The organism is Pseudomonas sp. NPDC088414 (genome assembly GCF_044753325.1).
GTDB lineage: Bacteria > Pseudomonadota > Gammaproteobacteria > Pseudomonadales > Pseudomonadaceae > Aquipseudomonas.
Map to the genome: position 1 here is coordinate 489821 of NZ_JBIVMY010000001.1, position 25285 is coordinate 515105.

The 25285-nt window shown below is 59.1% G+C and carries 20 protein-coding genes; 13 read left to right on the plus strand and 7 right to left on the minus strand.

What is annotated here, in order from left to right; all coding sequences use genetic code 11:
- The first annotated feature begins 75 nt into the window (after window positions 1-75).
- The 5 genes from ACIP8I_RS02165 (at window position 76) to ACIP8I_RS02185 (ending at window position 6197) form a co-directional block, all read left to right on the plus strand.
- Window positions 76-882, plus strand: coding sequence for an ABC transporter substrate-binding protein (locus ACIP8I_RS02165; protein ID WP_400758309.1), 807 nt, complete (start codon window positions 76-78; stop codon window positions 880-882).
- An 11-nt stretch (window positions 883-893) separates the two neighbouring features.
- Entirely contained in the window at window positions 894-1670 is a 777-nt protein-coding gene (locus ACIP8I_RS02170) for an amino acid ABC transporter permease (protein WP_007967116.1), read from the plus strand.
- Between the two features lie 2 nt (window positions 1671-1672).
- Entirely contained in the window at window positions 1673-2452 is a 780-nt protein-coding gene (locus ACIP8I_RS02175; RefSeq protein ID WP_400758311.1) for an amino acid ABC transporter ATP-binding protein, read from the plus strand.
- A gap of 168 nt (window positions 2453-2620) precedes the next feature.
- Entirely contained in the window at window positions 2621-4231 is a 1611-nt protein-coding gene (locus ACIP8I_RS02180; protein WP_400758313.1) for a gamma-glutamyltransferase family protein, read from the plus strand.
- Window positions 4232-4337: 106 nt separating this feature from the next.
- Window positions 4338-6197 carry an ABC transporter ATP-binding protein gene (locus ACIP8I_RS02185; RefSeq protein WP_400758315.1) on the plus strand — a complete coding sequence of 620 codons (1860 nt, stop codon included), beginning with the start codon at window positions 4338-4340 and terminating at the stop codon, window positions 6195-6197.
- Here the strand turns inward: ACIP8I_RS02185 and ACIP8I_RS02190 are convergent.
- Window positions 6188-7594 carry an amino acid permease gene (locus ACIP8I_RS02190; RefSeq protein ID WP_400758317.1) on the minus strand — a complete coding sequence of 469 codons (1407 nt, stop codon included), beginning with the start codon at window positions 7592-7594 and terminating at the stop codon, window positions 6188-6190. The genes ACIP8I_RS02185 and ACIP8I_RS02190 overlap by 10 nt on opposite strands.
- Before the next feature lie 392 nt (window positions 7595-7986).
- Window positions 7987-8889, minus strand: coding sequence for a LysR family transcriptional regulator (locus ACIP8I_RS02195; protein WP_400758319.1), 903 nt, complete (start codon window positions 8887-8889; stop codon window positions 7987-7989).
- A 122-nt stretch (window positions 8890-9011) separates the two neighbouring features.
- Between ACIP8I_RS02195 and ACIP8I_RS02200 the strand changes: the two genes are divergently transcribed.
- Window positions 9012-10442, plus strand: a complete 1431-nt coding sequence (locus ACIP8I_RS02200) for an aldehyde dehydrogenase family protein (protein WP_400758321.1) — start codon at window positions 9012-9014, stop codon at window positions 10440-10442.
- 70 nt (window positions 10443-10512) lie between these two features.
- Here the strand turns inward: ACIP8I_RS02200 and ACIP8I_RS02205 are convergent, their stop codons facing one another.
- Window positions 10513-11562, minus strand: a complete 1050-nt coding sequence (locus ACIP8I_RS02205) for a 3-oxoacyl-[acyl-carrier-protein] synthase III C-terminal domain-containing protein (RefSeq protein ID WP_400758323.1) — start codon at window positions 11560-11562, stop codon at window positions 10513-10515.
- A 451-nt stretch (window positions 11563-12013) separates the two neighbouring features.
- Between ACIP8I_RS02205 and ACIP8I_RS02210 the strand changes: the two genes are divergently transcribed.
- From ACIP8I_RS02210 to ACIP8I_RS02225, 4 genes are all read left to right on the plus strand, one after another.
- The gene (locus ACIP8I_RS02210; RefSeq protein WP_400758325.1) at window positions 12014-12685 is read left to right on the plus strand and encodes a lipopolysaccharide kinase InaA family protein; all 672 of its coding nucleotides are present in this window, start codon (window positions 12014-12016) and stop codon (window positions 12683-12685) included.
- A 398-nt stretch (window positions 12686-13083) separates the two neighbouring features.
- Entirely contained in the window at window positions 13084-14538 is a 1455-nt protein-coding gene (locus ACIP8I_RS02215; RefSeq protein WP_400758327.1) for a DUF1254 domain-containing protein, read from the plus strand.
- A 34-nt stretch (window positions 14539-14572) separates the two neighbouring features.
- The gene (locus ACIP8I_RS02220) at window positions 14573-16066 is read left to right on the plus strand and encodes a DUF1254 domain-containing protein (protein WP_400758328.1); all 1494 of its coding nucleotides are present in this window, start codon (window positions 14573-14575) and stop codon (window positions 16064-16066) included.
- Window positions 16067-16134: 68 nt separating this feature from the next.
- Window positions 16135-17184, plus strand: a complete 1050-nt coding sequence (locus tag ACIP8I_RS02225) for a hypothetical protein (RefSeq protein WP_400758330.1) — start codon at window positions 16135-16137, stop codon at window positions 17182-17184.
- Between the two features lie 178 nt (window positions 17185-17362).
- Here ACIP8I_RS02225 and ACIP8I_RS02230 read toward each other — a convergent pair whose 3' ends face one another.
- Window positions 17363-17632 carry a hypothetical protein gene (locus tag ACIP8I_RS02230; protein WP_400758331.1) on the minus strand — a complete coding sequence of 90 codons (270 nt, stop codon included), beginning with the start codon at window positions 17630-17632 and terminating at the stop codon, window positions 17363-17365.
- A gap of 321 nt (window positions 17633-17953) precedes the next feature.
- On the opposite strand from ACIP8I_RS02230, the gene ACIP8I_RS02235 reads away from it, so the two are divergent.
- From ACIP8I_RS02235 to ACIP8I_RS02245, 3 genes are all read left to right on the plus strand, one after another.
- Window positions 17954-18928, plus strand: coding sequence for a quinone oxidoreductase family protein (locus ACIP8I_RS02235; RefSeq protein ID WP_400758333.1), 975 nt, complete (start codon window positions 17954-17956; stop codon window positions 18926-18928).
- Window positions 18925-19863, plus strand: a complete 939-nt coding sequence (locus ACIP8I_RS02240) for a LysR family transcriptional regulator (protein WP_027611778.1) — start codon at window positions 18925-18927, stop codon at window positions 19861-19863. Before ACIP8I_RS02235 ends, ACIP8I_RS02240 begins: the two co-directional genes overlap by 4 nt.
- A gap of 151 nt (window positions 19864-20014) precedes the next feature.
- Complete coding sequence (locus ACIP8I_RS02245) at window positions 20015-20257, plus strand: hypothetical protein (RefSeq protein WP_103367089.1); 243 nt, start codon at window positions 20015-20017, stop codon at window positions 20255-20257.
- Window positions 20258-20307: 50 nt separating this feature from the next.
- Here the strand turns inward: ACIP8I_RS02245 and ACIP8I_RS02250 are convergent, their stop codons facing one another.
- The 3 genes from ACIP8I_RS02250 to ACIP8I_RS02260 all read right to left on the minus strand — a co-directional run bounded on the left by ACIP8I_RS02250 (window position 20308) and on the right by ACIP8I_RS02260 (window position 25175).
- Window positions 20308-21210, minus strand: a complete 903-nt coding sequence (locus ACIP8I_RS02250; RefSeq protein WP_400758335.1) for a bestrophin family protein — start codon at window positions 21208-21210, stop codon at window positions 20308-20310.
- 166 nt (window positions 21211-21376) lie between these two features.
- The gene (locus ACIP8I_RS02255; protein ID WP_400758337.1) at window positions 21377-22663 is read right to left on the minus strand and encodes a carbohydrate porin; all 1287 of its coding nucleotides are present in this window, start codon (window positions 22661-22663) and stop codon (window positions 21377-21379) included.
- A 106-nt stretch (window positions 22664-22769) separates the two neighbouring features.
- Window positions 22770-25175, minus strand: a complete 2406-nt coding sequence (locus ACIP8I_RS02260) for a glucose/quinate/shikimate family membrane-bound PQQ-dependent dehydrogenase (protein ID WP_400758338.1) — start codon at window positions 25173-25175, stop codon at window positions 22770-22772.
- Window positions 25176-25285: the final 110 nt, after the last annotated feature.

The window sequence follows — 25285 nt, forward strand, 5'->3', positions numbered from 1 at the left end:
AGGGCGGAACACGAGTCCGCCGATGTTTTGACTTTGAGTACTGCCCCGTTACTAACCGAACTGGAGTGTCTGGTCATGCATATGTCTCGCCTGTTACTGGCTGCAATTTCCCTCGGACTCTGTACGCAGTGGGCGCTTGCCGCACCCACAGTGCCAGAGCGTCTGGTCAAGGTCGACAAACTGACCTATTGCTCGGGCATGGATTCGCCGCCACTGGTGTCCTTCGACGAAGCACAAAAGCCCAAAGGGCTGACCGTCGATCTGGGCCTGGAAATCGCCAAGCGTCTGGGCGACAAAAAGGTCGATTGGCGGGTGATTCCATTCTCCGGATTGCTCCCGGCCTTGCTCGCCAAACAGTGCGACATGATCGTCGACCAGTTGTTCGACAAACCCGAGCGCCGTGAGGTGATCGACATCGTCAACTACATGTATTCCAGCCAAGCGGTGGTGGTGCCCAAGGGCAATCCGAAGGCGCTGAAAACCCTACAGGATCTGAGCGGGCACAAGATCGCGGTGCTCAACGGTTCGACCATCAAGACCTTGCTCGACACCGAGAATGAAAGCCTGACCAAGGCCGGCAAGCCGCCGATGAAACTGGTGGTCTACAACACCGACACCGATGCCTTCCAGGCCCTGCGCATCAATCAGGTCGACGCTTACGGCACCACGGTGGAAACCGCCGGTTATTACGCGGCTATGGCGCCGGACCTGTTCGAGGAAGGCGTGCCGGCCTTCAGCCGGATCCTTACCGGGCTGGGCATTCGCAAGGACGATGCGCAACTGAGCGCCGCCGTGCAGCAGATCATCACCGACATGCGCAGCGATGGCAGCTACAACCAGTTGTTGAACAGGTGGCACGTCTCCAGCGACACACTCGATTGAGGTAAGCGTTGATGAACTTCAATTGGGATGTGTTCTGGCAGTACCTGTTGCAGCCCAGCGGCGTGTACCTCACCGGCCTGTGGCTGACGTGCCTGATCAGTGTGCTGGCGATGTTGCTGGGCTGTGTGCTGGGGCTGGCCGCCGCGCTGCTGCGTTTGTCGAAGAATCCGTTGTTGCATCTGCCGGTGCGTTTTTATGTGTGGCTGATGCGCGGCACACCGTTACTGGTGCAGATCGTTTTCCTCTACACCGCGCTGGCGGCGGGCGGGATTTTTCGCTTCGAAGACATTGAGCTGTTCGGGCTGGTGGTGCCCGGCAACATTCAGGCCGCGATCATCGCCCTGGGCCTCAACGAAGGCGCGTACATGGCCGAGATCATCCGTGCCGGGATCGGCGCCGTGGACAAGGGCCAATACGAGGCCGGCCGTTCGCTGGGCATGACCTTCGCCAAACTGATGCGCCGCATCGTGCTGCCGCAAGCGTTTCGGGTGATCGTGCCGCCGCTGGGCAACGAGTTTAACGTGATGCTGAAAAACACCACGCTGGTTAGCGTGATTGGTGTGCAGGAGCTGTTGCTCAGCACGCAGATGGTCACCTCGGCGACTTTTCGGGTGTTCGAGCTGTACTTGGTGGTGGCGATCTATTTCCTGTTGCTCACCACGCTGTGGGGCTTCTTTCAGCGCTGGCTGGAGAACCGTTTCGGCCAGTCCGACCGACCTTCTGCGCCACCGCCGGCCTCCAGCCGGATGTTCGGTCGCAGCACGCTGAAACTGCTGAGGGGGCGTTAATCATGGCGCAGCAAAGTGACGAACTGATCATCGAGGCGCTGAACATTCACAAGGCCTTCGGTGACCTGCAGATTCTCAAGGGCATTTCCCTGCAAGTGCGACGCGGTGAGGTGGTGGTACTGATCGGCGCCTCGGGTTCGGGCAAAACCACGCTTATCCGCTGCATCAACCTGCTCGAAGACATTCAGGGCGGAGAGATCCGGGTCAACGGCCAGCCCATGGGTTATCGCACTCGGGCGGACGGCAGCCTGGTGCGCGACTCGGAGCGCAACATCGCCCGTCAGCGCCGCGACATCGGCATGGTGTTTCAGCGCTTCAACCTGTTCCCGCACATGACTGCGCTGGTAAACATCATCGAAGCACCGATTCAGGTACTGGGCGTGCCGCGCCAGGCTGCGCTGGATCAGGCGCACGCATTGCTCAAGCGAGTCGGGCTGGCGGACAAGGCCGGGCATTACCCGTCGATGCTTTCCGGTGGTCAGCAGCAACGGGTGGCAATCGCCCGAGCACTGGCGATGAAGCCCCAGGCGATGCTGTTCGACGAACCCACCAGCGCCCTCGACCCGGAAACCGTCGGCGAGGTTCTGCAGGTCATGAAGGAACTGGCCGAGGAGGGCATGACCATGGTCGTGGTCACCCACGAAATGGGCTTTGCCCGCGAGGTGGCCGACCGGGTGGTGGTGCTCGATCAGGGTGAACTGATCGAACAAGGCCCGCCGGAACAGATTTTCAGCCGTCCCACCCATCCCCGAACCCAGGCCTTTCTCAGCCGCGTGCTGTGATCTTCACAAGGATTTTGACGATGCGTTTATCGAGCTTATGCGCGGAGCCGCAGCCCCGACACGTTGAAGATCTTCGAGAAGATCCCCGGAAAACATCCAGCGCCTGATCACCCGCGAATGGAACCGGATCAAGTCCGGCCAATGAATTTGATTTGAAGAGCCTTTGCCATGTTGAAATTTTCTGCTCACGAATATCCCTATCCGTCGCAACGCCAAAGCGTGTTCGCCCGTCGTGGCATGGTTGCAGCGTCTCAGCCTTTGGCCGCACAGGCCGGCATCGAGATGTTGCAGAAGGGCGGCAACGCCATCGACGCCGCCATCGCCACGGCGGCGGCGCTGACTGTGGTCGAGCCTACGGGTTGCGGCCTGGGCGGCGATGCGTTTGCGCTGGTCTGGTTCAAGGATCAGTTGCATGGCCTCAATGCCAACGGCCATGCCCCGGCGGCTCTGAGTATCGAAGCGGTAAAAGCAGCCGGCCGTGAGCAGATGCCGCTGTATGGCTGGACACCGGTGACGGTGCCCGGTTGTCCATCGGCCTGGGCCGAGCTGTCGCAACGCTTTGGTGTGCTGCCGTTCGCCGATTTGCTGCAACCGGCGATCAGTCTGGCCAGAGACGGTTTTCCGCTGTCGCCGGTGGTTGCTCATCAATGGCAGATCGCGCTGGATGAGTTCGGCCCGCAGCGTGATGAGGTGTTGCAGGCCTGGTTCGATACGTTCCTGATTGACGGTCGCGCGCCGAAGGCCGGGGAAGTTTTCCGTAACCCGGCCCAGGCAAGAACCCTTGAAGAGTTGGCGTCGAGCCGTTGCGAAAGCCTGTATCGCGGCGCGCTGGCGCAACGCCTGGATGCGCATTCACGGGCAACGGGCGGCTATCTGCGCGCCACGGATCTGGAGCATTACCGCGCGCAGTGGGTGGAGCCGATCCGCGTCAATTACCGGGGCGTGGATGTCTGGGAAATCCCGCCGAGCGGGCAAGGCCTGGTGGCGCTGATGGCGCTGAAGATTCTTGAAGGCTTCGACTTCGATCACCGTGACAGCCAACAGACCTGGCACCGGCAACTGGAGGCGATGAAGCTCGCCTACAGTGATGGGCTGCACTACATCACCGATCCGCTGCACATGCGCGTGGCCGTGGCCGATCTGTTGAGTGACGGCTACAGCGCCCGCCGCCGCACGCAGATCGGCGAACAGGCGCAACTGCCGAAGCCGGGCGATCCCCATGCCAGTGGCACGGTGTATCTGGCCACGGCGGACGGGCAGGGCAACATGGTCTCGTTCATTCAGAGCAATTACCACGGCTTCGGCTCAGGCGTGGTGCTGCCCGACAGCGGCATTGCCCTGCAGAATCGCGGCCAGGAATTCAGCTTGGATCCCGAGCATGCCAACGCGTTGGCACCGGGGAAAAAGACCTTTCACACGATCATTCCCGGCTTCCTCACCAAGGATGGCCAGGCGCTAGGGCCGTTCGGTGTGATGGGCGGCTACATGCAGCCGCAGGGTCATGTGCAGATGGTGATGAACCTGGTGGATTTCGGCTTGAACCCGCAGTCGGCACTGGACGCGCCGCGCTGGCAGTGGCTGGGCGGCATGAAGGTCGGCATCGAACAGGGCGCTTCACGGGATCTGGCCAATGCGTTGGCGCGTCGCGGGCACGAGGTGCAGATCGCCAGTGACCTGACGGATTACGGACGAGGGCAGATTATTCTGCGTGATCCAGTGACGGGGGTGCTGTGTGGCGGGACTGAGCCGCGGGCGGATTCGCATATCGCAGTCTGGTAGAGACGGCAGGCACTCGTCAGGTCAGGAGCACACACTTTTTCACAAAGACCTCGCAGGATCCGATCGGTGGCAGAATCTCCCTGACTTGTAAGTTCAGGAGAACACCATGCTTCGTCTGTTTGAACGAAGACTCGACCCTTTCCCGCCCGACGAGGTGCCACCGCCACCCAACGGTCTGGCTAAATTTCTCTGGGCCTGCACCCGGGGTGCACGCTGCTACGTGCTGGCGCTGGCGTTGCTCAGTGCCGCTGTGTCGATTTATGAAGCGTGGCTGTTTTCCTTCCTCGGTCAGGTCGTGGATCTGCTCTCGACCTGGCAGGCCGGTGGTGAGGCGGCCGCGCAGGAGCGCCGCGTGTTGTGGGGCATGGGCATCGTCATGGTGCTCAGTGTCGGGCTGGTGGCGTTGCGCACCATGGTTCAGCACCAGATTCTGGCGATCAATTTGCCGTTGCGTCTGCGTTGGGATTTCCATCGACTGATGCTGCGGCAAAGCCTTTCGTTTTTCTCCGATGAGTTTTCCGGCCGGGTCACGACCAAGGTCATGCAGACCGCGCTGGCGGTGCGTGACGTGCTGTTCACCATGATCGAGATCTTGCCCGGGATCGGCGTGTACTTCATCGCGATCATCGCCCTGGCCGGCGGTTTTGCGCTGAAACTGATGCTGCCGTTCCTCGCCTGGGTTGTGCTGTTCGGGCTGGCCATGTGGTACTTCGTGCCGCGTCTGGGCAAGGTCGGCCAGGAACAGGCCAATGCGCGCTCGATGATGACCGGGCGTATCGCCGACGCGTACACCAACATCACCACGGTGAAGTTGTTTTCCCATTCCAATCGCGAAGCGCACTTCGCGCGGGCGGCGATGGAAGATTTCAAGCTGACCGGGTTTCGCCAGATGCGTCTGGTCAGCCTGTTCGAGATCGTCAATCAGGCCTTGGTGGTGGCATTGATCATGTCTGCCGGTGGTTATGCCCTGTGGCTGTGGCACCAGGGTGATGTCGGCGCCGGTGCGGTGGCGGCGATCACTGCCATGGCGTTGCGGATCAACGGCATGTCGAACTGGATCATGTGGCAGATGACCTCGCTGTTCGAAAGCATCGGCACCGTTCAGGACGGCATGGCAACGCTGACCCAAGGCACCAAGGTGCAGGACGCACCGGATGCCGGCGTGCTGGTGACCTCTGGCGGCGCGGTGACGTTCGACAAGGTGAAGTTCAACTACGGTGGCGAGCGTCAGGTGCTCGATGGCCTGAGCCTGAGCATTCGACCCGGTGAAAAAATCGGTCTGGTAGGGCGCTCAGGTGCCGGCAAATCGACGCTGATCAACCTGTTGCTGCGTTTCTATGACGTCGACAGCGGCGAGATTCGTATCGACGGTCAGAACATTGCGCACGTGACCCAGGACAGCCTGCGCAGCGCGATCGGCATGGTCACCCAGGACACTTCGCTGCTGCACCGCTCGATTCGCGACAACATCGCCTACGGTCGCCCCGATGCCACCGACGCGCAGATCCGCCGCGCCGCCGCCAATGCGCAGGCTGATGAGTTCATCAGCCAACTCAGCGACCGCCAGGGCCATACCGGCTACGACACCCTGGTGGGCGAGCGCGGGATCAAGCTATCGGGCGGCCAGCGCCAACGGGTGGCGATTGCCCGAGTGATGCTGAAGAACGCGCCGATCCTGCTGCTGGACGAAGCCACCAGCGCGCTGGACTCGGAAGTCGAAGTGGCGATTCAGGAAAGCCTCGATGACATGATGCAGGGCAAGACCGTGATCGCGATCGCACATCGACTGTCGACGATTGCAGCGATGGACCGGCTGATTGTCATGGACGACGGGCGCATCATCGAGCAGGGCACCCACGCCGAACTGCTGGAGAAGAACGGCGTGTATGCGCGGCTGTGGGCGCATCAGAGCGGCGGCTTTCTGGGCGAGGACAAAGGCGTGGTCGAGGCGATGGATCAGGCCTGACCCACCGACGTTGCCTGTGCGGCCGATGCAGGCTGACGCGACGTGATCAGGCCGATAAAGGAGATTGCCAGCGCCAGGCCAATGGTGGTGGTGACTTCGGTGCGATGCTGCGGGGTGATCATCATGACCGCCAGCGCCGCGCAGATGAACCCGATCACCAGCCACGTCAGCCATGGGAACAGCCACATGCGGAAGGTCAGCTCGACCTTGCGCTGTTGCAATATCCGCCGCATGCGCAGCTGCGACACCGCAATCGCCAGGTACACCAGCAAGGCAATCGCCCCGGAACTGGCCAGCAGGAACTCGAACAGCCCGGCGGGCATGAAGTAGCTCCACACGGTGATCGACGCACCCAGCACGGTGCTGGCGATCACGGCGGCCCGTGGCACACCGGGCGCGGAAGTCGCCTTCAGCGCTTTCGGTGCATCGCCGCGACGGCCCAGCGAGTACAGCATGCGCGAGGCAATGTAGATCGAGGAGTTCATGCAACTGGCCACGGCGATCAGGACGACGACGTCGACCATGAACTTGGCGTTTGGAATATTCATGATGTCCAGGGCGCGCTGATATGAGCCCACCGAGGCCAGCAGCGGATCATTCCAGGGCACCACGGAGATGACCACGAAGATCGACAGCAGGTAGAACACGCCGATGCGCCAGATCACCGAGCGGGTAGCCTTGGCAATGTTCTGCGCCGGATTATTCGATTCGGCGGCCGCGATGGTCACCGCTTCCGTACCGATGAAGCTGAACATGATCGTGATGAAAGCACCGACCACTGCCGACAAACCGTTGGGCGCAAATCCGCCGTGCTCGGCCATCACACCGCTCAACCCGCTGACTTCGCGGTCGGGCACCCAGCCCATCAACACGGCAAAACCGACCCCGATGAAACTGATGATCGCCACAACCTTGGCCATCGCGAACCAGAACTCGAATTCACCGTATTTGGACACGCTGAACAGGTTGGTCACCACCAGCGCAATGATCGATCCCAACGCGAACAGCCAGGCATCGACCTGGGGGAACCATTGGTGCAGCACATGCCCGGCCGCCAGTGCTTCGATGGGAATCACCAACACCCAGAACCACCAGTACAGCCAACCGATGGTAAAACCGGCCCAGCGGCCGATGGCTTGGTCGGCGTAGGTGGAGAACGAACCGGTGTCCGGATTGGCCACCGCCATCTCGCCAAGCATGCGCATGACCAGCACGACGAGCAAACCTGAAAACAGATAGGCGAGAAGCACCGCCGGCCCTGCAGCGGCAATCGCGTGTCCTGAACCGACAAACAAACCGGCGCCGATAATCCCGGCGATGGACAGCATTGTGACGTGACGAGGCTTGAAGCCCTGCGCCAATTGGCTACTCGAATCCATGGAGTTCGGGCTGATCATCGGTATTTTTATTCTCTGCTGATCGACATTTAAGCCATTGAACGGGCACACGATCGAGCACCATCGTTGCCTGCTGAACTCCCGAGAGAAGCCCGTCCAACCGCCGCAGTTCTTATCAATCCCATGATCTGACCGGGATTGTTTTGATAGGAAGACACGGCACCTTAGCCGGCCTTGCTGCCGATTCAATAGCCTGATTGCGTCGTGGTCGTGTCTGATATCGACATGTGAATACCATGCGGTCGTATTGGAGACCTGTCGGTCACGCAAGGCTCTGGCAATCAAAATCCGGATTGACCAAGTCATGTACGTTTTTTGAGATGGGTGCCTGAATTCGACGGTGAAGCCAAACTGGGCCCCACAAGTCAGGCTATCCAGTGGGCAAAACAGGATCAAACCAAAGTGGGCCGCAACTCCTGCGCCAGTTCAATCAATGCGCGCAACCGCGCGGGCACGAAGCGATGGCCCGAGTAATAGAGCCTCAGTCCGCCAAATGACGGGCACCACGGCATCAACACCGGCAGCAGGGCGCCGCTTGCCAGCTCTTGCTGGATGAACCACTCGGAAATGAAACCAATGCCAAGGCCCGACAACACCGCCTGTTTGATTGCCAGCATTTCGTTGGAGGCGAAGCTCACCGGCAGATCCATCTGCAACTTTTGGCCATCGCGCTCCAGTTCCCACTGGTAGAGGCCACCATGGGCCATGCGCATGCCGATGCTCCGGTGGGTGAGCAGATCTCGGGGATGTTCGGGCACGCCGTGGCGTTCGAGGTACTCGGGCGTTGCGACCACAAGCATCCGAATGTCACCTGACAGTGCCACGGCAATCATGTCTTGCGGCACGGACTCCGCGAGGCGAATCCCGGCGTCGAAGCCACCGGCGATGATGTCGACCATGCTTGATTCGCTGACGATGTCGATACGTACGTCGGGATAGCGCTGAGCGTACTGCTTCAATAGCGGATCCAGCAGCAGGTAGGCCGCGCCATGCGGTGCATTGATGCGCAATGTGCCGCTCGGCTCATCGGGGCCGACGCTGGCTTCTTCGCCGGCACTTTTGATCTGTGCCAACGCAGGTGCGATGCGTGCCACATAGCGTCGCCCAATGTCGGTGAGGGCAACGCTGCGTGTGGAGCGATTGAACAGCCGCACTTTCAGGCGTGCTTCCAGACCGGCCACCGCGCTGCTCACGGCAGTAGTGGACATGCCCAGCTCCTGTGCAGCGCCGCGAAAACTGCTGCGCCGCGCCACGGCCAACACCACTTCCAGCTCGGTCATTCCTGTTCTGTGCATGGATCGTCCTGAATATAAGGATGCTTCATCAGCCAAAGGATGGCTTATCGGAATAATGAACCCTTCTTAGACTTCATCACAGAGGCTCGATTCAGACGAGTCGTTTTGAGCGAGGAGTCGCCATGCAACGCATTGAACATATCTACATCAACGGCGAGTTCGTTCTTCCCAACGGTGAGGAATGGTTTGACCTTCATAACCCGAGCACCGAGGAAATCATCGCTCAGGTTCGGCTGGGCGATGCACTGGACGCACAGCGTGCGATCGCAGCCGCCAAGGCTGCATTCCCGGCGTGGGCCCGTACTAGCCGGGAGGAGCGCATTGCGGCACTGCACCGCATGCACCGGGCCGTGGCAGCAAAGGAGGAAGAACTGCTGGAAGCCATCGTCATGGAATACGGTGCACCTGTGGCTCGCGGGCGCTGGATGGCGACTTACCCGGCCGACGTGATTGCGCAGGCAATCGATGCTCTGGAGGCGTTCGATTTCGAGGAACAGGTCGGCACGGCCAGGGTCATTCTGACGCCCGTGGGTGTGACCGGTCTGATCACACCATGGAACAGCAATGCGGGCTTCATCTGCAACAAGCTGGCCACCGCGCTGGCGACCGGCTGCACCGCCGTCATCAAGCCTAGCGAGATGAGCGCGTTGCAGACGCAGGTCGTGGTCAGTGCGTTGCACGAAGCGGGGTTGCCACCGGGTGTATTCAATGTCGTCAACGGACGGGGTGATGTGGTTGGCGAGGCGATCGCCGGTCATCCCGACGTTGCCAAAATCTCGTTTACGGGATCGTCCGCTGTCGGTAAGCATCTGGTCAGAACCGGTGCCGACACCATGAAGCGTGTGACGCTGGAACTCGGCGGCAAGTCGCCCACCGTGGTGCTTGATGATGCTGATCTGCAGGCGGTCATGCCGATGGTGCTGCAAGCTGGATTTCTCAACAGCGGTCAGGCGTGCATCGCGGGCACTCGCATTCTCGTGCCGCGCGGCCGGCTGGCAGAGTTTGAGCGGATTGCGCAGGAGGGCGTCTCACAGATCCGATCGGGCGATCCGCGTAACACCGACACCGATATCGGTCCGATGGTGAGCCAGAAACAATGGGAACGGGTGCAGCGCTACATCCGTATCGGCCAGGAAGAAGGCGCAAGGTTGCTGGCGGGTGGCGAAGGTCGCCCGGAAGGCTTGCATGCCGGATGGTTTGTGAAGCCCACGATCTTCACTGATGCCAACAACCGGATGCGCATCGCACGTGAGGAAATCTTCGGGCCCGTATTGACGATCATCCCCTACGAGGAGGATGCCGATGCGATCAGCATTGCCAACGATACGGACTATGGGCTGAGCGCCCTGGTACTGGGAAAAAGCGCTGAACGTTGTATGAACGTAGCCCGTCAGATCGATGCGGGACGCGTGCTCATCAACACCCTGACCCACGAACCGCGCGCTCCCTTCGGTGGATTCAAGCATTCAGGCCTTGGGCGCGAAATGGGTAGGTGGGGGATGAGCGCGTATTTGGAGCCGAAGACGTTGATCAGCCATGACACGTTGAAATGACTGGGTCAGGTTCCTGTCGTCAACTGGGTCGAACAACTTGCCGCCTCATGGCGGCAAGCTGCATCAAGCCCTACAAGGTAAACGACAATGCCGAGAAAACCATCCCGCCACTGCCTGCCCAACCCATGCAAAACTGGCCTTTCTCGGCTTCGCCCCGACTCATCGCATCGAAGATGCCGAAGGGGATGGACGCGGTAATGATATTGCCGGTTTTATGTCCGACGTGGTGCAGCTTGTGATCGATACCGATCAGTTGGCCGATGTGCTCCCACATCTTTGGCGAACCGGTATGGATAAACACTTTATGAACATCTGCTGCAGAGATGTTTTGCAGATTAAAGACCTTTATCGCTTCATTGCGGCCATCTTCATGTAAGGCTGCCGCGTAGGAATTGAATTGATACTGCCCACCCGTTGGTGAAATACGAGGAATATCCTCCTCATTGCAGAACAGTTTCCAGTCCGGCAGGGAAATTGTCGACAAGTCACTCAAGTCCGGCCGGTTGATGTACGAGAACTTGAAGTTGCCCGGTGCCTCATGACTGAGGATGGTGACGGTCACAGCTTCGCCAATGGTAAAACTCGGGAACTTGTAAGCCAGTTCCGCCGGCGACTGCAAAGAGAAGTTCTTGGGCATGACCGGCCCGCCAGCAGACATGCCAAATTCCATATTGACGATCGCCGCGTAGCGAATCTCGCCGGCCTGCATTTTACTGTTGATGACATCCATGGCTGTCACCCAGCCGTTGCAGGCGTCGACCACATCGAAGTTTCTGCAGCTCAGGCCCAGCGCCTTGGCGAGGAACGTACTGTTGGCCGGCTCGATGAAGCCGCGGGTGACGTTCGGGTAGATCAACAGATCCAGATCGGCCTTGTCGATATTGGCTTGGGCGAGCGCCGAGTTGAATGCAGTCTCCATCAGCTCCATCGGCGTTTCGTTGGCACCCAGCCAGTGACGCGTGCCGCTGCCACTTTTTTCAAGCAACTTGCTGATGGTCTTCAATGTTTTAGGCAAGTCTTCCTGGAAGGTATCTTTAGAGTGTTCCTCGACCAGGTTTATAACGTCCTGATTGCTGACGATGCGTGACGGGAGAATCCCGGACAGCCCAACTATTTTCATATGACTTCCTTGTTGAAAGTATGCATCCGTGGGCAATGGCTGCGGATGAGCAAACCCTTACTCATCCCTGTAAGGAGCCATTGGCGGCAATACTTTTAGCACAAAGAAAATGCGGATCAAGGACGTTGCTCGTTATTTCCATCAATTGAATTGAATCATGATCTGGGTCAATTTTAGTGGGCGTTCAGGTTGATTGAAAAACAGTCGGAAGAACCCTCGCGACTCGGTTGACGGCGGTCCTGAATACCCGCACCAGTGTGCAGTTCACTCCGCAAGGGCTAAGCCCCCTCAACAACCAATTTTCGTCACGTGGTTGCGTAAAGGCCCCAAGCTGATCCTAAAATCCGCGAACAACGAGGGAACTATTAACGTCCACCAACAGACTGAGCTGCTGTTGCGACCCTCATGCAAACGTCGCACGAAACGATTTCTACAATAAATGGAGCGCACAATGGGCAGGGCAGGCGATGAATTTGATTTCTGGTGGAGTACGTCCGGGTCGTGGGTGGAACCGCCGAATGTGCGCCGCAGCGGTACCAGCGGTGTCCAGTTGATCGTTCAAGGTGACAAGACGTTTTTCGTAAAGCGCCAGACTGGCCATCTGTTCCGCAGCCTCCGTTACCCCACTGGCCGACCCACCGCATTGCGTGAAGGCATTGCCCTTTCAAGACTCCAGCAACTGGGTGTGAATGCGCCAAGACCGGTATTTTATGGCGCGAGAAAAGTCGATGGCGTATGGCAGGGTGTCTTGGTTACCAAAGACCTGGGCGGCTTCATTGATCTGGATACCTGGTATAGCCAGGGCGCCGCAAGCCTGTTGACCACCGCGCAGCATCTGCGACTTCTTGAACGTTTAGCGCAAATGCTGGCGCGGATGCACTCGGGCAAATGGCAGCACGGTTGCATGCGTTCCAAACACATCTTTATCAAGGCGTCGATTACCGACACAGACTTCGATTTCGAACTGGCGCTGCTTGACCTGGAGAAATCTCGCGGTCGTGTTACGGCAATGGGCGCGGCGCGTCACGACATTCCGCAACTCAGACGGCATTCTTTCTGGGATGAGTCGCAGTGGCGGCATTTCCTTTCGAGCTATGAGCAAGCCAGTGGTAGAACCCTGTAAGCAGGTGTGCCTGTGGCATTCGGCAGGCGGGCTGATTGTTATCTCTCCTTGGGGCTGCAACAACTTCAAGGAGAAGGTTCACTGGCAAAGGGTTGATGGTTTTTTATTGCAATCGTTGGGGGGTGTAACAAGCGGGGTCTGCGCAGTAAGTGAACAAAAAGCTTACTGCTTATGAATGATTGATTTTCGGCCAATCACGACCCTTCAAAGTCGTTCAAGAGCAGGCTTTCATAAATAGACCCCGGTGAGAAGCGGTTATCAGAAATGGAAATATAATCGTAAATTCTCATGCCTTTTTTTGGCTGATCGCTGTTCCTCTGCTAGGTTTTTCTAACGAACAATCTTCCACCAGAAGATTCGTTTGCCGAAAAACCGTCCCAAGCAAGGATGCCTTCCGTATGAACAAAACACCTTTATTCGCCAGCGGCCTGCTCGCTACCGCGGTATTGCTCGGCGCAGTTGCCGTGCAGGCACAGACCTCGCCAGTAGTGCAGGTATCCGGCCCCGAAGCCGATGTGAAGGTGACCGAAACCTACGTACGGATGATGGCGCGGGAGGCGTATTTCTGGGGTTGGCCGATGGCCAATATTTATAATCGCCGCCTGAAGTTCAAGGATCTGCCGCAGGCCGGGTTGATGGGGGGCATCGTGCCCGTGGCGCCGATCAACCATCTGTCGATGCTCACCGACTACATTTCACCGGGGGAACGCGTGGTGGCTTGTCCGAACCAGGATGTGGTCTACGGTGCGGGCAGCATTGCGCTGGATATCGAACCGGTGGTGATTCAGGTGCCGGACTTTGGCGACCGGTTTTGGGTTTATCAGGTGGTGGACCTGCGCTCCGACAGCTTCGCCGAGCTAGGAAAGATGTACGCCACCAAGCCGGGCTTCTATCTGTTGGTGGGGCCGGACTGGAACGGCAAGGTGCCTGAGGGCATCACTCAGGTTTTTCGTGCAAAGACCAACACCGGTTTCGTGATTCCGCGGGTCTTCCAAGACGATACGGCCGAAGATCGCAAGGCCATTCAACATTACCTGTCGGGCATCGACATGTACCCGCTGTCCAAATACGACGGAAAACTCAAGCAGCGTGACTGGAGCCAGTCGCCGAAATTCCCCGCCGAGGCCTCGGGTGACGAGGAAACGCGTTGGGTGCTCCCGGAAAAGTTCTTCGATGAGCTGCCGGCGATTCTCAAGGACGCCAAACCGCTGCCGGGAGAAGAGGCGCGCTATGCGCAATTGGCGGTGCTGGCACAAATTGCCCAACGTGATCCCGAGCTGAAAAAAGCCATGATCGACGAGGCGCAAAAGTCTGATGCAGACGTGGTCAAGCCGTTGTTGCAGTTCCGCAACTACGGGAAGCAATTGCCCAATCACTGGAGCACCATCGACAACGGCGCAGCGTTCGGCACTGACTACTTTCTGCGTACGGCAGTTGCCCGGTCGAACATCTTCGTCAACAAACAGATCGAGACCAAGTACTTCTATCAGGATCTCGACGAGTCCGGCGTCCGACTCAACGGCGCGCAGCGCTACAGCGTGACCTTCCCCAAAGGCGCGCTGCCGCCGGTCAAGGGTTTCTGGTCGCTGACGCTGTACAACCAGCAGCATTTCTTCGCCGAAAACCCGTTGGGCCGTTATTCCCTCGGTACCAAGAACAAGTCGCTCAAGACCAACGCCGATGGCTCGCTGACGCTCTATGTGCAGAGCGATTCGCCGGGCGCCGACAAGGAAAGCAACTGGCTTCCGGCGCCGAAGGGCGCGGACTTCTCGCTCTATGTTCGCGCCTACTGGCCGGAAGCGGCCGCGATGAATGGCCAGTGGACGCCACCGGCGGTGGTCAAGGTCAACTGAACCGATTTCCCAACTGCGTTCATAAGGACAGCCCATGAACCGTTTGCGCACCTCACTGACGGCCCTGGCCGTAAGCCTCTCCCTAAGCGGCCTCGCTGGTGCCGCGACGCGCTATGAAGAACTGGCCAATCAGCCTTTTGAAAAAGGCTTCCCGACCGAAGCGACCGCGCGCAGCCTGATCGATGAGCTGGTGTTCCAGCGCGCCGTGCAGTCGTATCTGTGGGCTCTGCCGGCGATCAATATCTGGTCGATGAAGGAAGCGTCGGAGAAGCAGTTCGGCGCGGGCTACAACATCCTGCCGACCTGGAAAAAACGCATCAACGCCAAGACTCTGGTGACCACACCAAATTCCGATCTGGTCTACGCCATGAGCTATCTGGATCTGGCAAAGTACGGCCCGTTGGTGGTCGAAGCACCGCCCGGCGTGCAGGGCATGTTCGATGATTTCTTCCAGCGGCCGATTGTCGGGCCGACCATCGACGGCAGAACCTGGCGCGGTGACGTTGGCCTGGCGGGTCCCGACAAGGGCAAGGGCGGCACCTATGTGCTGCTCCCGCCTGGTTACAAAGGGCCGGAGCCGACCGAGGGATTCGTCTATCGCTCGCGCACCAACAACGTCTTCCTGTTCTGGCGGACCTTTTTCAAGGATCCGAAAGACCTCAGCGTGCCGGTAGCCGAAGTCGAGCGTACGAAGATCTATCCGCTGGGCAAGAAGGACTCGGCGCTGCCGATGCAATTCCCCGACGCCACCGGCGCACCGATCAACATGCTGTTCCCCGAGGACGGTCGTTACTTCGACATGCTCTCGCGTTTCATCGACGCCGAAGCCGTCGATCCGGCGGACATGGATATGCGCGGCTTCCTGCACACCCTGGGCATCGAGAAGGGCAAGCCCTTCGCCCCGGATGCCGAACGACGCAAGCTGCTGGATGACGCCGCGCGTACCGCGTTCAAGATGAGCAAGGTGGTGACCAGTCACCTGCTGTACAAAGAGCCGGGCGGTCTGTACTACAAGGATCGCCAGTACGTGAACACCTTCGCCGGGGAGAACACCGAGTTTCAATCCAGCGGCAGTTTCACCAATCTTGAGCAGCGCGTGGCGTTCTTCACCTCGGCCTATTCCGACAGCCCGGGCATGGTCATGAACATGGTCGGCGCCGGCGCCAAGTATCCCGCGACTACCCGAGACGCCGAGGGCAAGTTCCTCGACGGCGCCCAGACCTACAAGCTCAACCTCCCGGCCAATGTCCCGGCGGCGTTGTTCTGGTCGGTCACCGCCTACGACAACCTCACGGCATCGGGCCTGGACAACGGCCAGCCGTTCCCGTCCCTCAATCAGATGGATAAACCGGCGCAGAACAGTGACGGCTCCACTGACATCTACTTCGGCCCGACATCGCCGGGCGAGGGCAAGAACTGGATCAAGACCGTACCGGAGAAAGGCTTCCTGGTGATCGTGCGGTTGTATGGGCCGAAGCAGGCGTTTTTTGACCAGAGCTGGAAGCCAAGTGATCTGATCAAACAATAGAAGCTCCCCGGACGTGAACACTTGGACCCTGCGCCTTCAGTACGCCTGGTGAAATGGAGGGCAAATCGATGCCATCGATAAGGATTCGATCAAGTCTGACACTCTGCGGGGCGGTGCTCAGTGGCTTGGCCTGTGCCGCCAGCCCTCTGCCGAAACTGGGCTCCCCGTCAGTTGCAGGGGCCAAGGTCGATCCGGAAAAATGCCACCAGCTCCAACAGGACTTCGACATTGACCTGAAAGAAGTGGTCAGGGCCGGCTGCGAACCGTCCACCGAACAGATATCCAGACTGATGGACAACCCGGTGGGCAACCTTGTTCTGCTGTTCAACCAGTACGATTACACCGCGCTCAAAGGTCCGCACAGCAACGGCACACGGATGCTCGGCAAATACAGTTTCATGCCGACCTTTCCGATCTCTCTTGGCGAAGACTGGAACCTGATCAACCGCCTGCCGATCAGCTACGTCAGCGCCCCGGTCAACCGCAAGGCCGGTAACCTGATTGGCATGGGCCCCAACGAGATTCTGCACGATCGCGGTGACTTCACCTCGGTCGTGCAGGACCCGTTCGACCGTACCAGCGGTTTCGGCGACCTGGCCTACGTCGGCGTGTTTTCGCCCAAGGAGCCGATCCGCTTTGCCGGGGGTGGCAAGATGGTCTGGGGCTTCGGCCCGACCGCGATGTTTCCGACTGCCGAAGAAGACGTGCTCGGTACGGGCAAATATTCGCTGGGCCCGGCGTTCGTCGCCGCGTACCTCGGCCCCGACTGGACCCTTGGCGTGTTCCCGCAGCACTGGTGGTCGGTTGGCGGTGATAGCAAGCGCAAGGACGTCAGCCTGACCAATGTGCAGTATTTCATTCAGCGGGCGATTCCCGGGCCGGAACAGTGGCGCATCGGCATGACCCCCAACGTCACGGTCAACTGGAAGGCCGAGGGCGGCAACAAAGTCACGTTTCCCATCGGGATCGGCGCTGGGCGAATTTTCAATTTCGGCAAGTTGCCGGTGAGGATCTCCGGGGAAATTCAGTACTCGGCGATTCATCCGGATGACCTGATCAGCAGCCGCTGGAATTTCCGGCTGTCGTTCATTCCGGTCATACCTACCTTTATGTTTTGAGGATTACCCCAAGCCGGGGCGTGCATGTGCGCGCATCAGAACGGAGGATTTGTGAGGCGGGGTAGAGACGCGGTTGTGGCAGTGGGTCAATCGGCGGCCGTAAGGTCTGTCGTGTTGGCTCCTACAGGTGCTGGTGCGCGCTCAGCACTCAAGTCACGCACCAGACTCGTTTGAATAATTACCACTGACCGCTTCCGACGCAGGCGATTATTTCCCAGCCACTGAATTCCCACCAGGAATAGCGCTCATCAGAGCAACTTCTGGCCAGACTGGCCGTCTGGATTTCTCCGGCTTTGCTATGCGTTGCGAAAGGCGTGTTGATCGAAGCGGTCACTTGCTTGACCGTCTGTGGAGCAGTGATGGTGGTTGGGTGCACGGCAGCGTTTGTGACCGTTGCGGCGAGAGCGAGTGTCGCGGCGATGGCCAGAGTATTCATGGACTTTTTCATGTTCGAATCCTTTCAGTTAGCTGACAGCGGGCTTAAACATTGGCCCCGACCTGCCTTCTGAACAGATCGGGCATTCGCGTATGTCACGCCAGAAAAGCCTATCACTGCGCAATCTCCAGAACAGTCGCACAACTGTGCTATTGACAATTTTGAACCGTTGGTACTTACAGCGCCGCAACTGATGCAGCGCTCCATTCCATGATGTTATTGCTGCAAATCATGCATTAATGTCGTGCAGTCAGCCCGTCTTGTTCGTCGGCAAGTCAGTTCTCACACTAGCGGCATCTGTTTGGAAGACTTCTGACCTTAGAGGAAACGACCATGGTATCCGCTATCCGCTTTAATCAGTTCGGCGCGCCTGATGTGTTGAGTCTGGAAACGTTGAGCGAACAACTGCCCGGGCCAGGTGAGGTCTGGATTGAACAGGACGCCATCGGGGTCAACTTCCTCGATGTGACTCAACGCAAGGGTGCGGTGCCTGTTGCGCTGCCATCCGGACTCGGATTGGAGGGGGCCGGGCGAGTCGTCATCGTGGGTGAGGGCGTCAGCAATGTGCGCGTTGGTGATAGGGTCGCTTATGCCACTGGGCCCATTGGTTCATATGCTTCGGCCCGACTTTATCCAGCCGAGCGACTGGTGAAGATACCCGACGCCTTGTCGTTCGATGATGCCGCAGCTGTCATGTTCAAAGGCATCACTGCGCAGTACCTGTTAAAAACCACCTATCCAGTGGCACAGGGCACCACAGTTCTCATCTATGGCGTGGCTGGAGGATTGGGGGAAATCATGGTGCCATGGGCCAAGCACTTGGGGGCGACAGTGATTGGTGTGGTTTCAAAACTGGCCAGCGTCGGAAAAGCGCTGAGATCCGGTTGTGATGAGGTGTTGGTATTCAATGCCGACAACCTGGCGTCTGAGGTCAGCCGTCTTACCCAGGGCAGAAAGGTTGACGTGGTCTACGACCCTATTGGCCGTGCGTCTTTCCAGGCGTCTTTGGATAGTCTCCGGCCACGCGGGCTGATGGTTTCGTTCGGGGCCTCGTCAGGTGCGCCCTCAGCTGTAGAACTGTCGACGCTCAATGCTAAAGGCTCGCTGTTCCTCACACGTCCTTCACTGGCAGCACACACCGCCAGTGCCTGTGAGTACCAGGAACGGGCGCAGGATGTGCTGGCCGCCATAGGCGCAGGTATTATCAAGCCCAGGATTTGGGCCAGCTACGCTCTGAAAGATGCATCGCAGGCACATACGGCATTGGAGTCGGGGCAGTCATCGGGGGCGATCATTCTAAAACCATGAATCTTGATGTTCTGAATAGTCAGCACAGTGACGAAATCGCTGCGTTTCTGGCCGTTGCCTCCCAAGGCTCGTTTGTCGCTGCAGGTCGGCTCCTGCAGCGACACCCAACCGTCGTATCGAAACGACTGGCCGCCATGGAAAAGCGCCTCGGTGTGCGTCTCGTCGAGCGTTCAACCCGTCAGGTTCGAATTACGCCAGTAGGTGCCAAGCTTGAGCAGCATCTGCGCTCGGCCATCAACCTGATGAATGAAGCGCAACAGCAGGCGACGCAAGGTGCCAGCGAAGTTCGAGGAACGTTGCGGCTTGCACTGCCGGCAGCCATGGGACGGCGCTGGCTTGGTCCGATGTTGCCGGAGTTTCTCAAGGAACATCCGCACGTTTCGATCCTCGCAGACTATAGCGAACGCCTGGTGGACATCATCGACGAAGGATTCGACGCTGCGATCCGAATCGGAGAACTGGAAGACAACCGACTGATCGCCAAACGGTTAAGTGACCACCGCCGGATCCTCGGCGCTTCGCCCGCTTACATAGAAAAGCATGGCATGCCCGACCATCCACACGACCTGATCAAGCACAATTGCCTTCGCTTTAGTGGCCTTGCGTCTTTTCCGCAATGGAGGCTTTTTCGCGGCAGCGAGTTGCAAACAGTCGCGCCAAAAGGAAACCTCACGGCCAACGACAGCGAATCGTTACTTGCCGCCGCTTGCGCTGATTCAGGGATACTCGGCGCAGGCGAATGGCTGATGCGCCATGACATTGCTGCAGGAAAATTGCTTCACGTTCTTCCGGACTGGCAACTCGACACCGCTGGTGGGGTTTACCTGGTCAGGCCGTCAGCCAAGTTTCCCAGCGCCGTGGTAATAGCTTTCAAACAGTGGATCGAGTCAAAGTTTACCCCTGCGCCTCCATGGGCTATTTGCCGGCCTGATTGAAATCCACTTCAAAAATTGCTGGCCTCTTGGTTAAACGCTCTCCAACTCTAAATAATCTGAACCCCGCCCGAACGCCCACGCCTAACGATCAGCTTGTGATCAATCGCACAGGCTCGGTGCCAATACCGGCACATTCCGAGAGGTGGTCAACGTGGCTAAAGACGAGAAGAAAAGCAAAAAAGACGATGCTTCGAAAGCCAGCAAGGACTTGAAAGACAAAAAGTCCTCGCCGGAAAAGAAATCAGCGGCAGCTTCGGCGCTTTCCAAGTCCTCCGACAAGAAAGACAAGAAGAAAGACGCCGAACCGAAAAAGTCTGCAAAAAAAGCCGATAGCAAGCCGGAAAAGGCCAAGGATGCAAAGAAGGCTGACAAGCCGGCGAAAAAGAAGAAGTAATACCTGCGACTCGCCAGGGCTTTACGCCCTGGCGTCCCTCAAATCGATCTTCAAGCCGTTTCTTCAACCCTGCGCGCATCCCCCAACGAATCACGCTGCATCGACTGCAGGTTTTTCTCGATGGTTTCGCACAGGGCTTCCATCTGGATCTGGTGTTCGCTATGACGAAACGGGCTTTGCAGGTCAGTGCCGATGCGCTCGATGGCCAGCAGCATGAAGCCCACCACCGTCGAGGCCAGCGGCGTGAACCAGCCCAGTGATTCGACCAGCCCCACTGGCACGATCAGGCAGAACAGCGAGATAAACAGGCGTGGGAAGTACACGTAAGGGTAGGGCAGCGGGGTATTGGCAATGCGTTCCATCCCACCCTGGCTGTTGGACAGCTCGACCATCGTCGATTCCAGCCGTGCCAGCCGAATGCTGTCCAGGCGCCCGGCCTTGTATTCCCGGGCCAGCAACGCCGCGGAACCGGTGAGGATGTCGTTGGCAAAGTTGTTGGTGGTGCCGCTGCGGGCGAACTCATCCGCCGGGATGAACGCGCGGACCCCCTCCGGGCAAGGCTGACCCTGCAGATGCGCGGCGAGGCAATTGACGTAGGCCACATGGCGGCGCAACAGCGTCGCTTTCACCGGGTTCACTTCGTTGTCAGGATCATCCAGCAGCGTCAGCACCTGCCGGGCGAAGCTGCGCGAGCTGTTGATCATCATGCCCCACAGGGTGCGCGCTTCCCACCAACGGTTGTAGGCGCTGCTGTTACGGAAACTGATCAACACCACCAGCGCTGAACCGAGCAGCGTCAGCGGCATCAGCGGCAGGTTGATCTTGGCGTTGAGGAACAACATGAAGTCGACGGTGACGGCGATGTCCCACAGCAACAGCCAGAACAGCGACCAGCCCACGTAGCCCATGGTCTTGATGATCAGACGGTATTTTTTGACGATGGCAGCTTTCAAACGGAAACCTCGTGGCGAGCGGTAAGCGTTAACGCCTTAGCTCGGACGCAGGTTTGGGGGTAAAGGTTCGGTGTCGACTGAGCTTCTTGGTTACGACAATTTTCAGGCAATAAAAAACCCGGTCATTACGCCGGGTTTTTTATTGCCTGCCGTTCTGCCAGAAGACTCAGAGTGAGGCTTTCACCTGCAAACCAAACACCAATGCATTGTCGATGTCCTGCCCGGAAAAGGCCCCCGGTTCGATGATGTATTGCAGGTTCGGGCGCAGTGTCAGCCACGGCGTGGCCTGGTAGCCGTAGCCGAGTTCGATCAACTGCTCGCCACTGTCCAGGTTCGGGAACTGCGCGCCGTTGGCCATGGCGGCGTCCTGTTGCACGTCGCGGCTGCGCGGGTTAGGCACGGCGCGGCCGTAGCCCAGGGCGACGGTGTCACGCGGGCGACCTTCGAACGGCTTGTATAGCACCAGACCGGTGCCGTACCACTTGCTGAATGGCGAAGCCGCTTCACTGGCCGCCGAGTATTGGCCGAACGCATGCAGGCTGCGGCCCTCGGGCGTTGGCGAACTCCATACGGCTTGATCGATCAGCAAGTAGTGACCGCCACGGCCGGAGACTTCTTTGTCGCTGCCGATGCGTTTCACGTCGGAGCTGTCGTAGTAGTAACCCAGCTTGTATTCGCCGGGCAATTGACCTGCGTGCTTGTACACCAGCTCGATCGGTACCACGGTGCCGGTGGTGTGTTTCGGGCCGAGATGCCAGGCGCGGCTGGAGTTGCCGTTGCTCTCCGGGTCGACATTGAACGCCGCCACGCGCAGTTGCCAGGACGGCGACAAGTCGTATTTCACCCGTACGCCCAGGTGCGCGTTCGGGTAGTTGGTCCAGCCGCTGCCGCCGGACATGTTCAGCGGATGGCCGCAGAAACCGGCGTTCATGAAGTTGCACAGAATGCCGCTGTCGAGGCCGCCGAGGTCGTTGCCCATGGCCATGTAGCCGAGTTTTACGTTGAGCGACGGGGTGAACAGGCTGCGCTCGTAGCTGAGTTCGGTCAGGCGGGTGTAGAGGCCGCCGTAGTTTTCCTGGATCGGCAGACGGTTGCCAACCAGGTCTTCCGAGGCGCTGTTGCCGCGACGGTCGTTGATGGTCAGCTGAACCTTGCCGGCGTTCTCTACGCCATACAACTTGCTCAGGTCGAACTGCGCGCCGAGCTTGATGTTCTGCGAGTAACGGCCGGAGCGGTGCAGACCGCCATCGGCGTTGTAAGCCATTTCGCCGGTGTAATCGCCGGTGAACTTGATCCCGTCTTGTTCCATCTGCTGGCGCAGACCGCCCCAGTCACCGGTCAGGGTGTTACGGGTCAACAGGTTCGAATCAGTATCGGCGAAGGCGGGCAGGGTGGTGCAGGTCAGGCCCAACAGCACGCCATTGACCCAGCCGTTACGAGTAAAACCAAACATGGAGATCTTCCTGCTCAAAGCGGTAGCGATATCGGAAAGCGGCGCGGCACCCTCAGGTGCCGCGCGCAAAAAAGAAAGCGCCCGTGTTCAGCACGGACGCTGCGATTTACGGCAAGGCGTAAGCCATCACGTAGTCGCCGCGATCGGTCGACTGACGTGCACCACCAGCGGTGATGACGATGTACTGCTTGCCGGTCTTCGGCGAAACGAAAGTCATCGGGCCGCCCTGACTGCCGACTGGCAGACGCGCTTTCCAGATTTCTTCGCCATTGGCGCTGTTGAAGGCGCGCAGGTAGAAGTCCTGGGTACCGGCGATGAAGATCAGGCCACCCTGGGTCGACAGGGTGCCGCCGAGGGTCGGCAGACCGATCTTGATCGGCAGGTGCATGCGGATGCCCAGTGGACCGGTGTCTTCAACGGTGCCGACCGGAACCTGCCACGCGACTTTCTGGGTCTTCATGTCGATCGCGGTCAGGGTGCCGAACGGCGGAGCCTGGCAAGGAATGCCGGCCACCGACAGGAAGCGGTTTTTGTTCACCGCATACGGCGTGCCTTTGAGCGGTACCGCGCCCATGCCGGTGTTCAACGCTTCGCCACCGGACGACGCTTGAGCCTTGTTCTGCGACGGGATCATCTGAATCCACAGACCCAGGCGCATGTCGTTGACGAAGATGAAACCGTGTACCGGGTCAGTGGAGATGCTGCCCCAGTTCATGCCGCCCAGCGAACCCGGGAAGCTCAGCGATTTGTCGGTACCCGGCGCGGTGTACAGGCCGTCGTAACGCATCGATTTGAAATCGATCCGGCACAGCAACTGATCGTACGGGGTGGCGCCCCACATGTCCGACTCAGTCAGGTGCTGAGCACCGATCTGCGGCATGCCCACGGATTTTGGCTGGGTTGGCGAGTACGGTTCGTTCGGGATGTTCGCGGCTTTGACCGGGACTTCTTTAACCTCGGTCAACGGTTTGCCGCTGGCGCGGTCGAGCACGTAGATCTGCCCGGCCTTGGTGCCGATGACCAGCGCCGGAACGGTTTTGCCGTCCTTGGTGAAGTCGATCAGGCTCGGCTGCATCGGCAGGTCGAAGTCCCACAGATCGTTGTGCACGGTCTGGAATACCCAGCGTTCATCACCGGTGGTGGCGTCCAGCGCGAGGATCGAGGCGCCGTAGGTGTGATCGAGTTTGCTGCGCTCGACACCATAGATGTCGGTGGACGAGCTGCCCATCGGCAGAAACACGGTGTTGGTGGCAGGATCGTAGGACATCGGCGCCCAGCTGTTCGGCGTGCTGCGCACGTACGTGCTGCCGTCGGCCGGTGCCTGTTTGTCCTGCGGATTGCCCGGGTCGAAGGCCCAGCGCATGGCGCCGGTGATCACGTCAAAACCACGGATCACGCCACCCGGCATGTCGGTCTGTACGTTATCGGCTACACGACCACCGACCACCACAGTGGTGCCGGCCATCAGCGGCGCGGAGGAGAGCTGGTAGTAGCTGTCCGGCACGTCACCGAGACCGGCCTTCAGATCAACCTGGCCGTTGTTGCCGAAACCCTGGCAGAACTCGCCGGTGTCGGCATCGACCGCGATCAGCCGGGCGTCGATGGTGTTGGTCAGCAGACGGCGCTGGCAATTGGCGGCTGTGGCCGGTTTGGCTTCGATGATGCTCGAATTGCTTGGCTGAGCGATGCTCTTGGTCGCATCGAAATAGGCCATGCCACGGCAACGCTGCCAGACTTTCGATTTGGCGTTGATCGCGTTCTTCCACAGCTCTTTGCCGGTGTCGGCATCCAGCGCGATCAGGTTGTTGTGCGGGGTGCAGATGAACACTTTGTTGCCGATCTGCAGCGGAGTGAGCTGGTCTTCGGCACCGTTGCCATCGCTCTCGGCAACGTCACCGGTGTGGTAGGTCCACGCCACTTTGAGCTTGTCGACGTTGCTGCGGTTGATCTGGTCCAGCGCAGCAAAGCGGCTGCCGCCCTCGGTATTACCGTAGTGCGCCCAGTCTTTTTGCGCTTTGTCCGGCTCAACCGGGGTCAGGCCTGGGCCAGTGCCGGTGGCAGCGACGGTCGGATGCGCAACAAACATGTTGCCGGCAGCCACCGCCAGTCCCACGGCCAGGACAGCGGCAACGGCGTAAGCGCCACGACCCGGAACATCACCGTTGGCACGCTTGAGCAGCGGATAGACCAGCGTCACCGCCAGACCCACGGCGCTGAACATGAACAGACGCGAGAACACCGGCCAGAACACCAGCCCGGCATCGCTCACCGCCCAGATCGCTGTCCCCACCAGAAACGCTGCAAACAGCCAGGCGCCTGCCGTCTTGAAGCGAGCGATCAGCAGGCCGGAAACGGCCATCACCAGACCGCCGACCAGGAAGTACCACGACCCTCCCAGGCTGACCAGCTTCACTCCGCCAGCCGCAAGTGCCAGGCCGAGCAGGGCGATGATCACCCCCAGCCCGACCAGAATGAATTTTGATATGCCCGAGAGGCGTTGACTCTGCTTCACGTTGAATGTCCCGTTGAAATGAGGCGTGCATTATATAGATAGGTAACTACCTAGTTAAATCACTAATTCAGTAATGAACTGTTGTTCATTGCGAAATCCCCGTCCTGAGC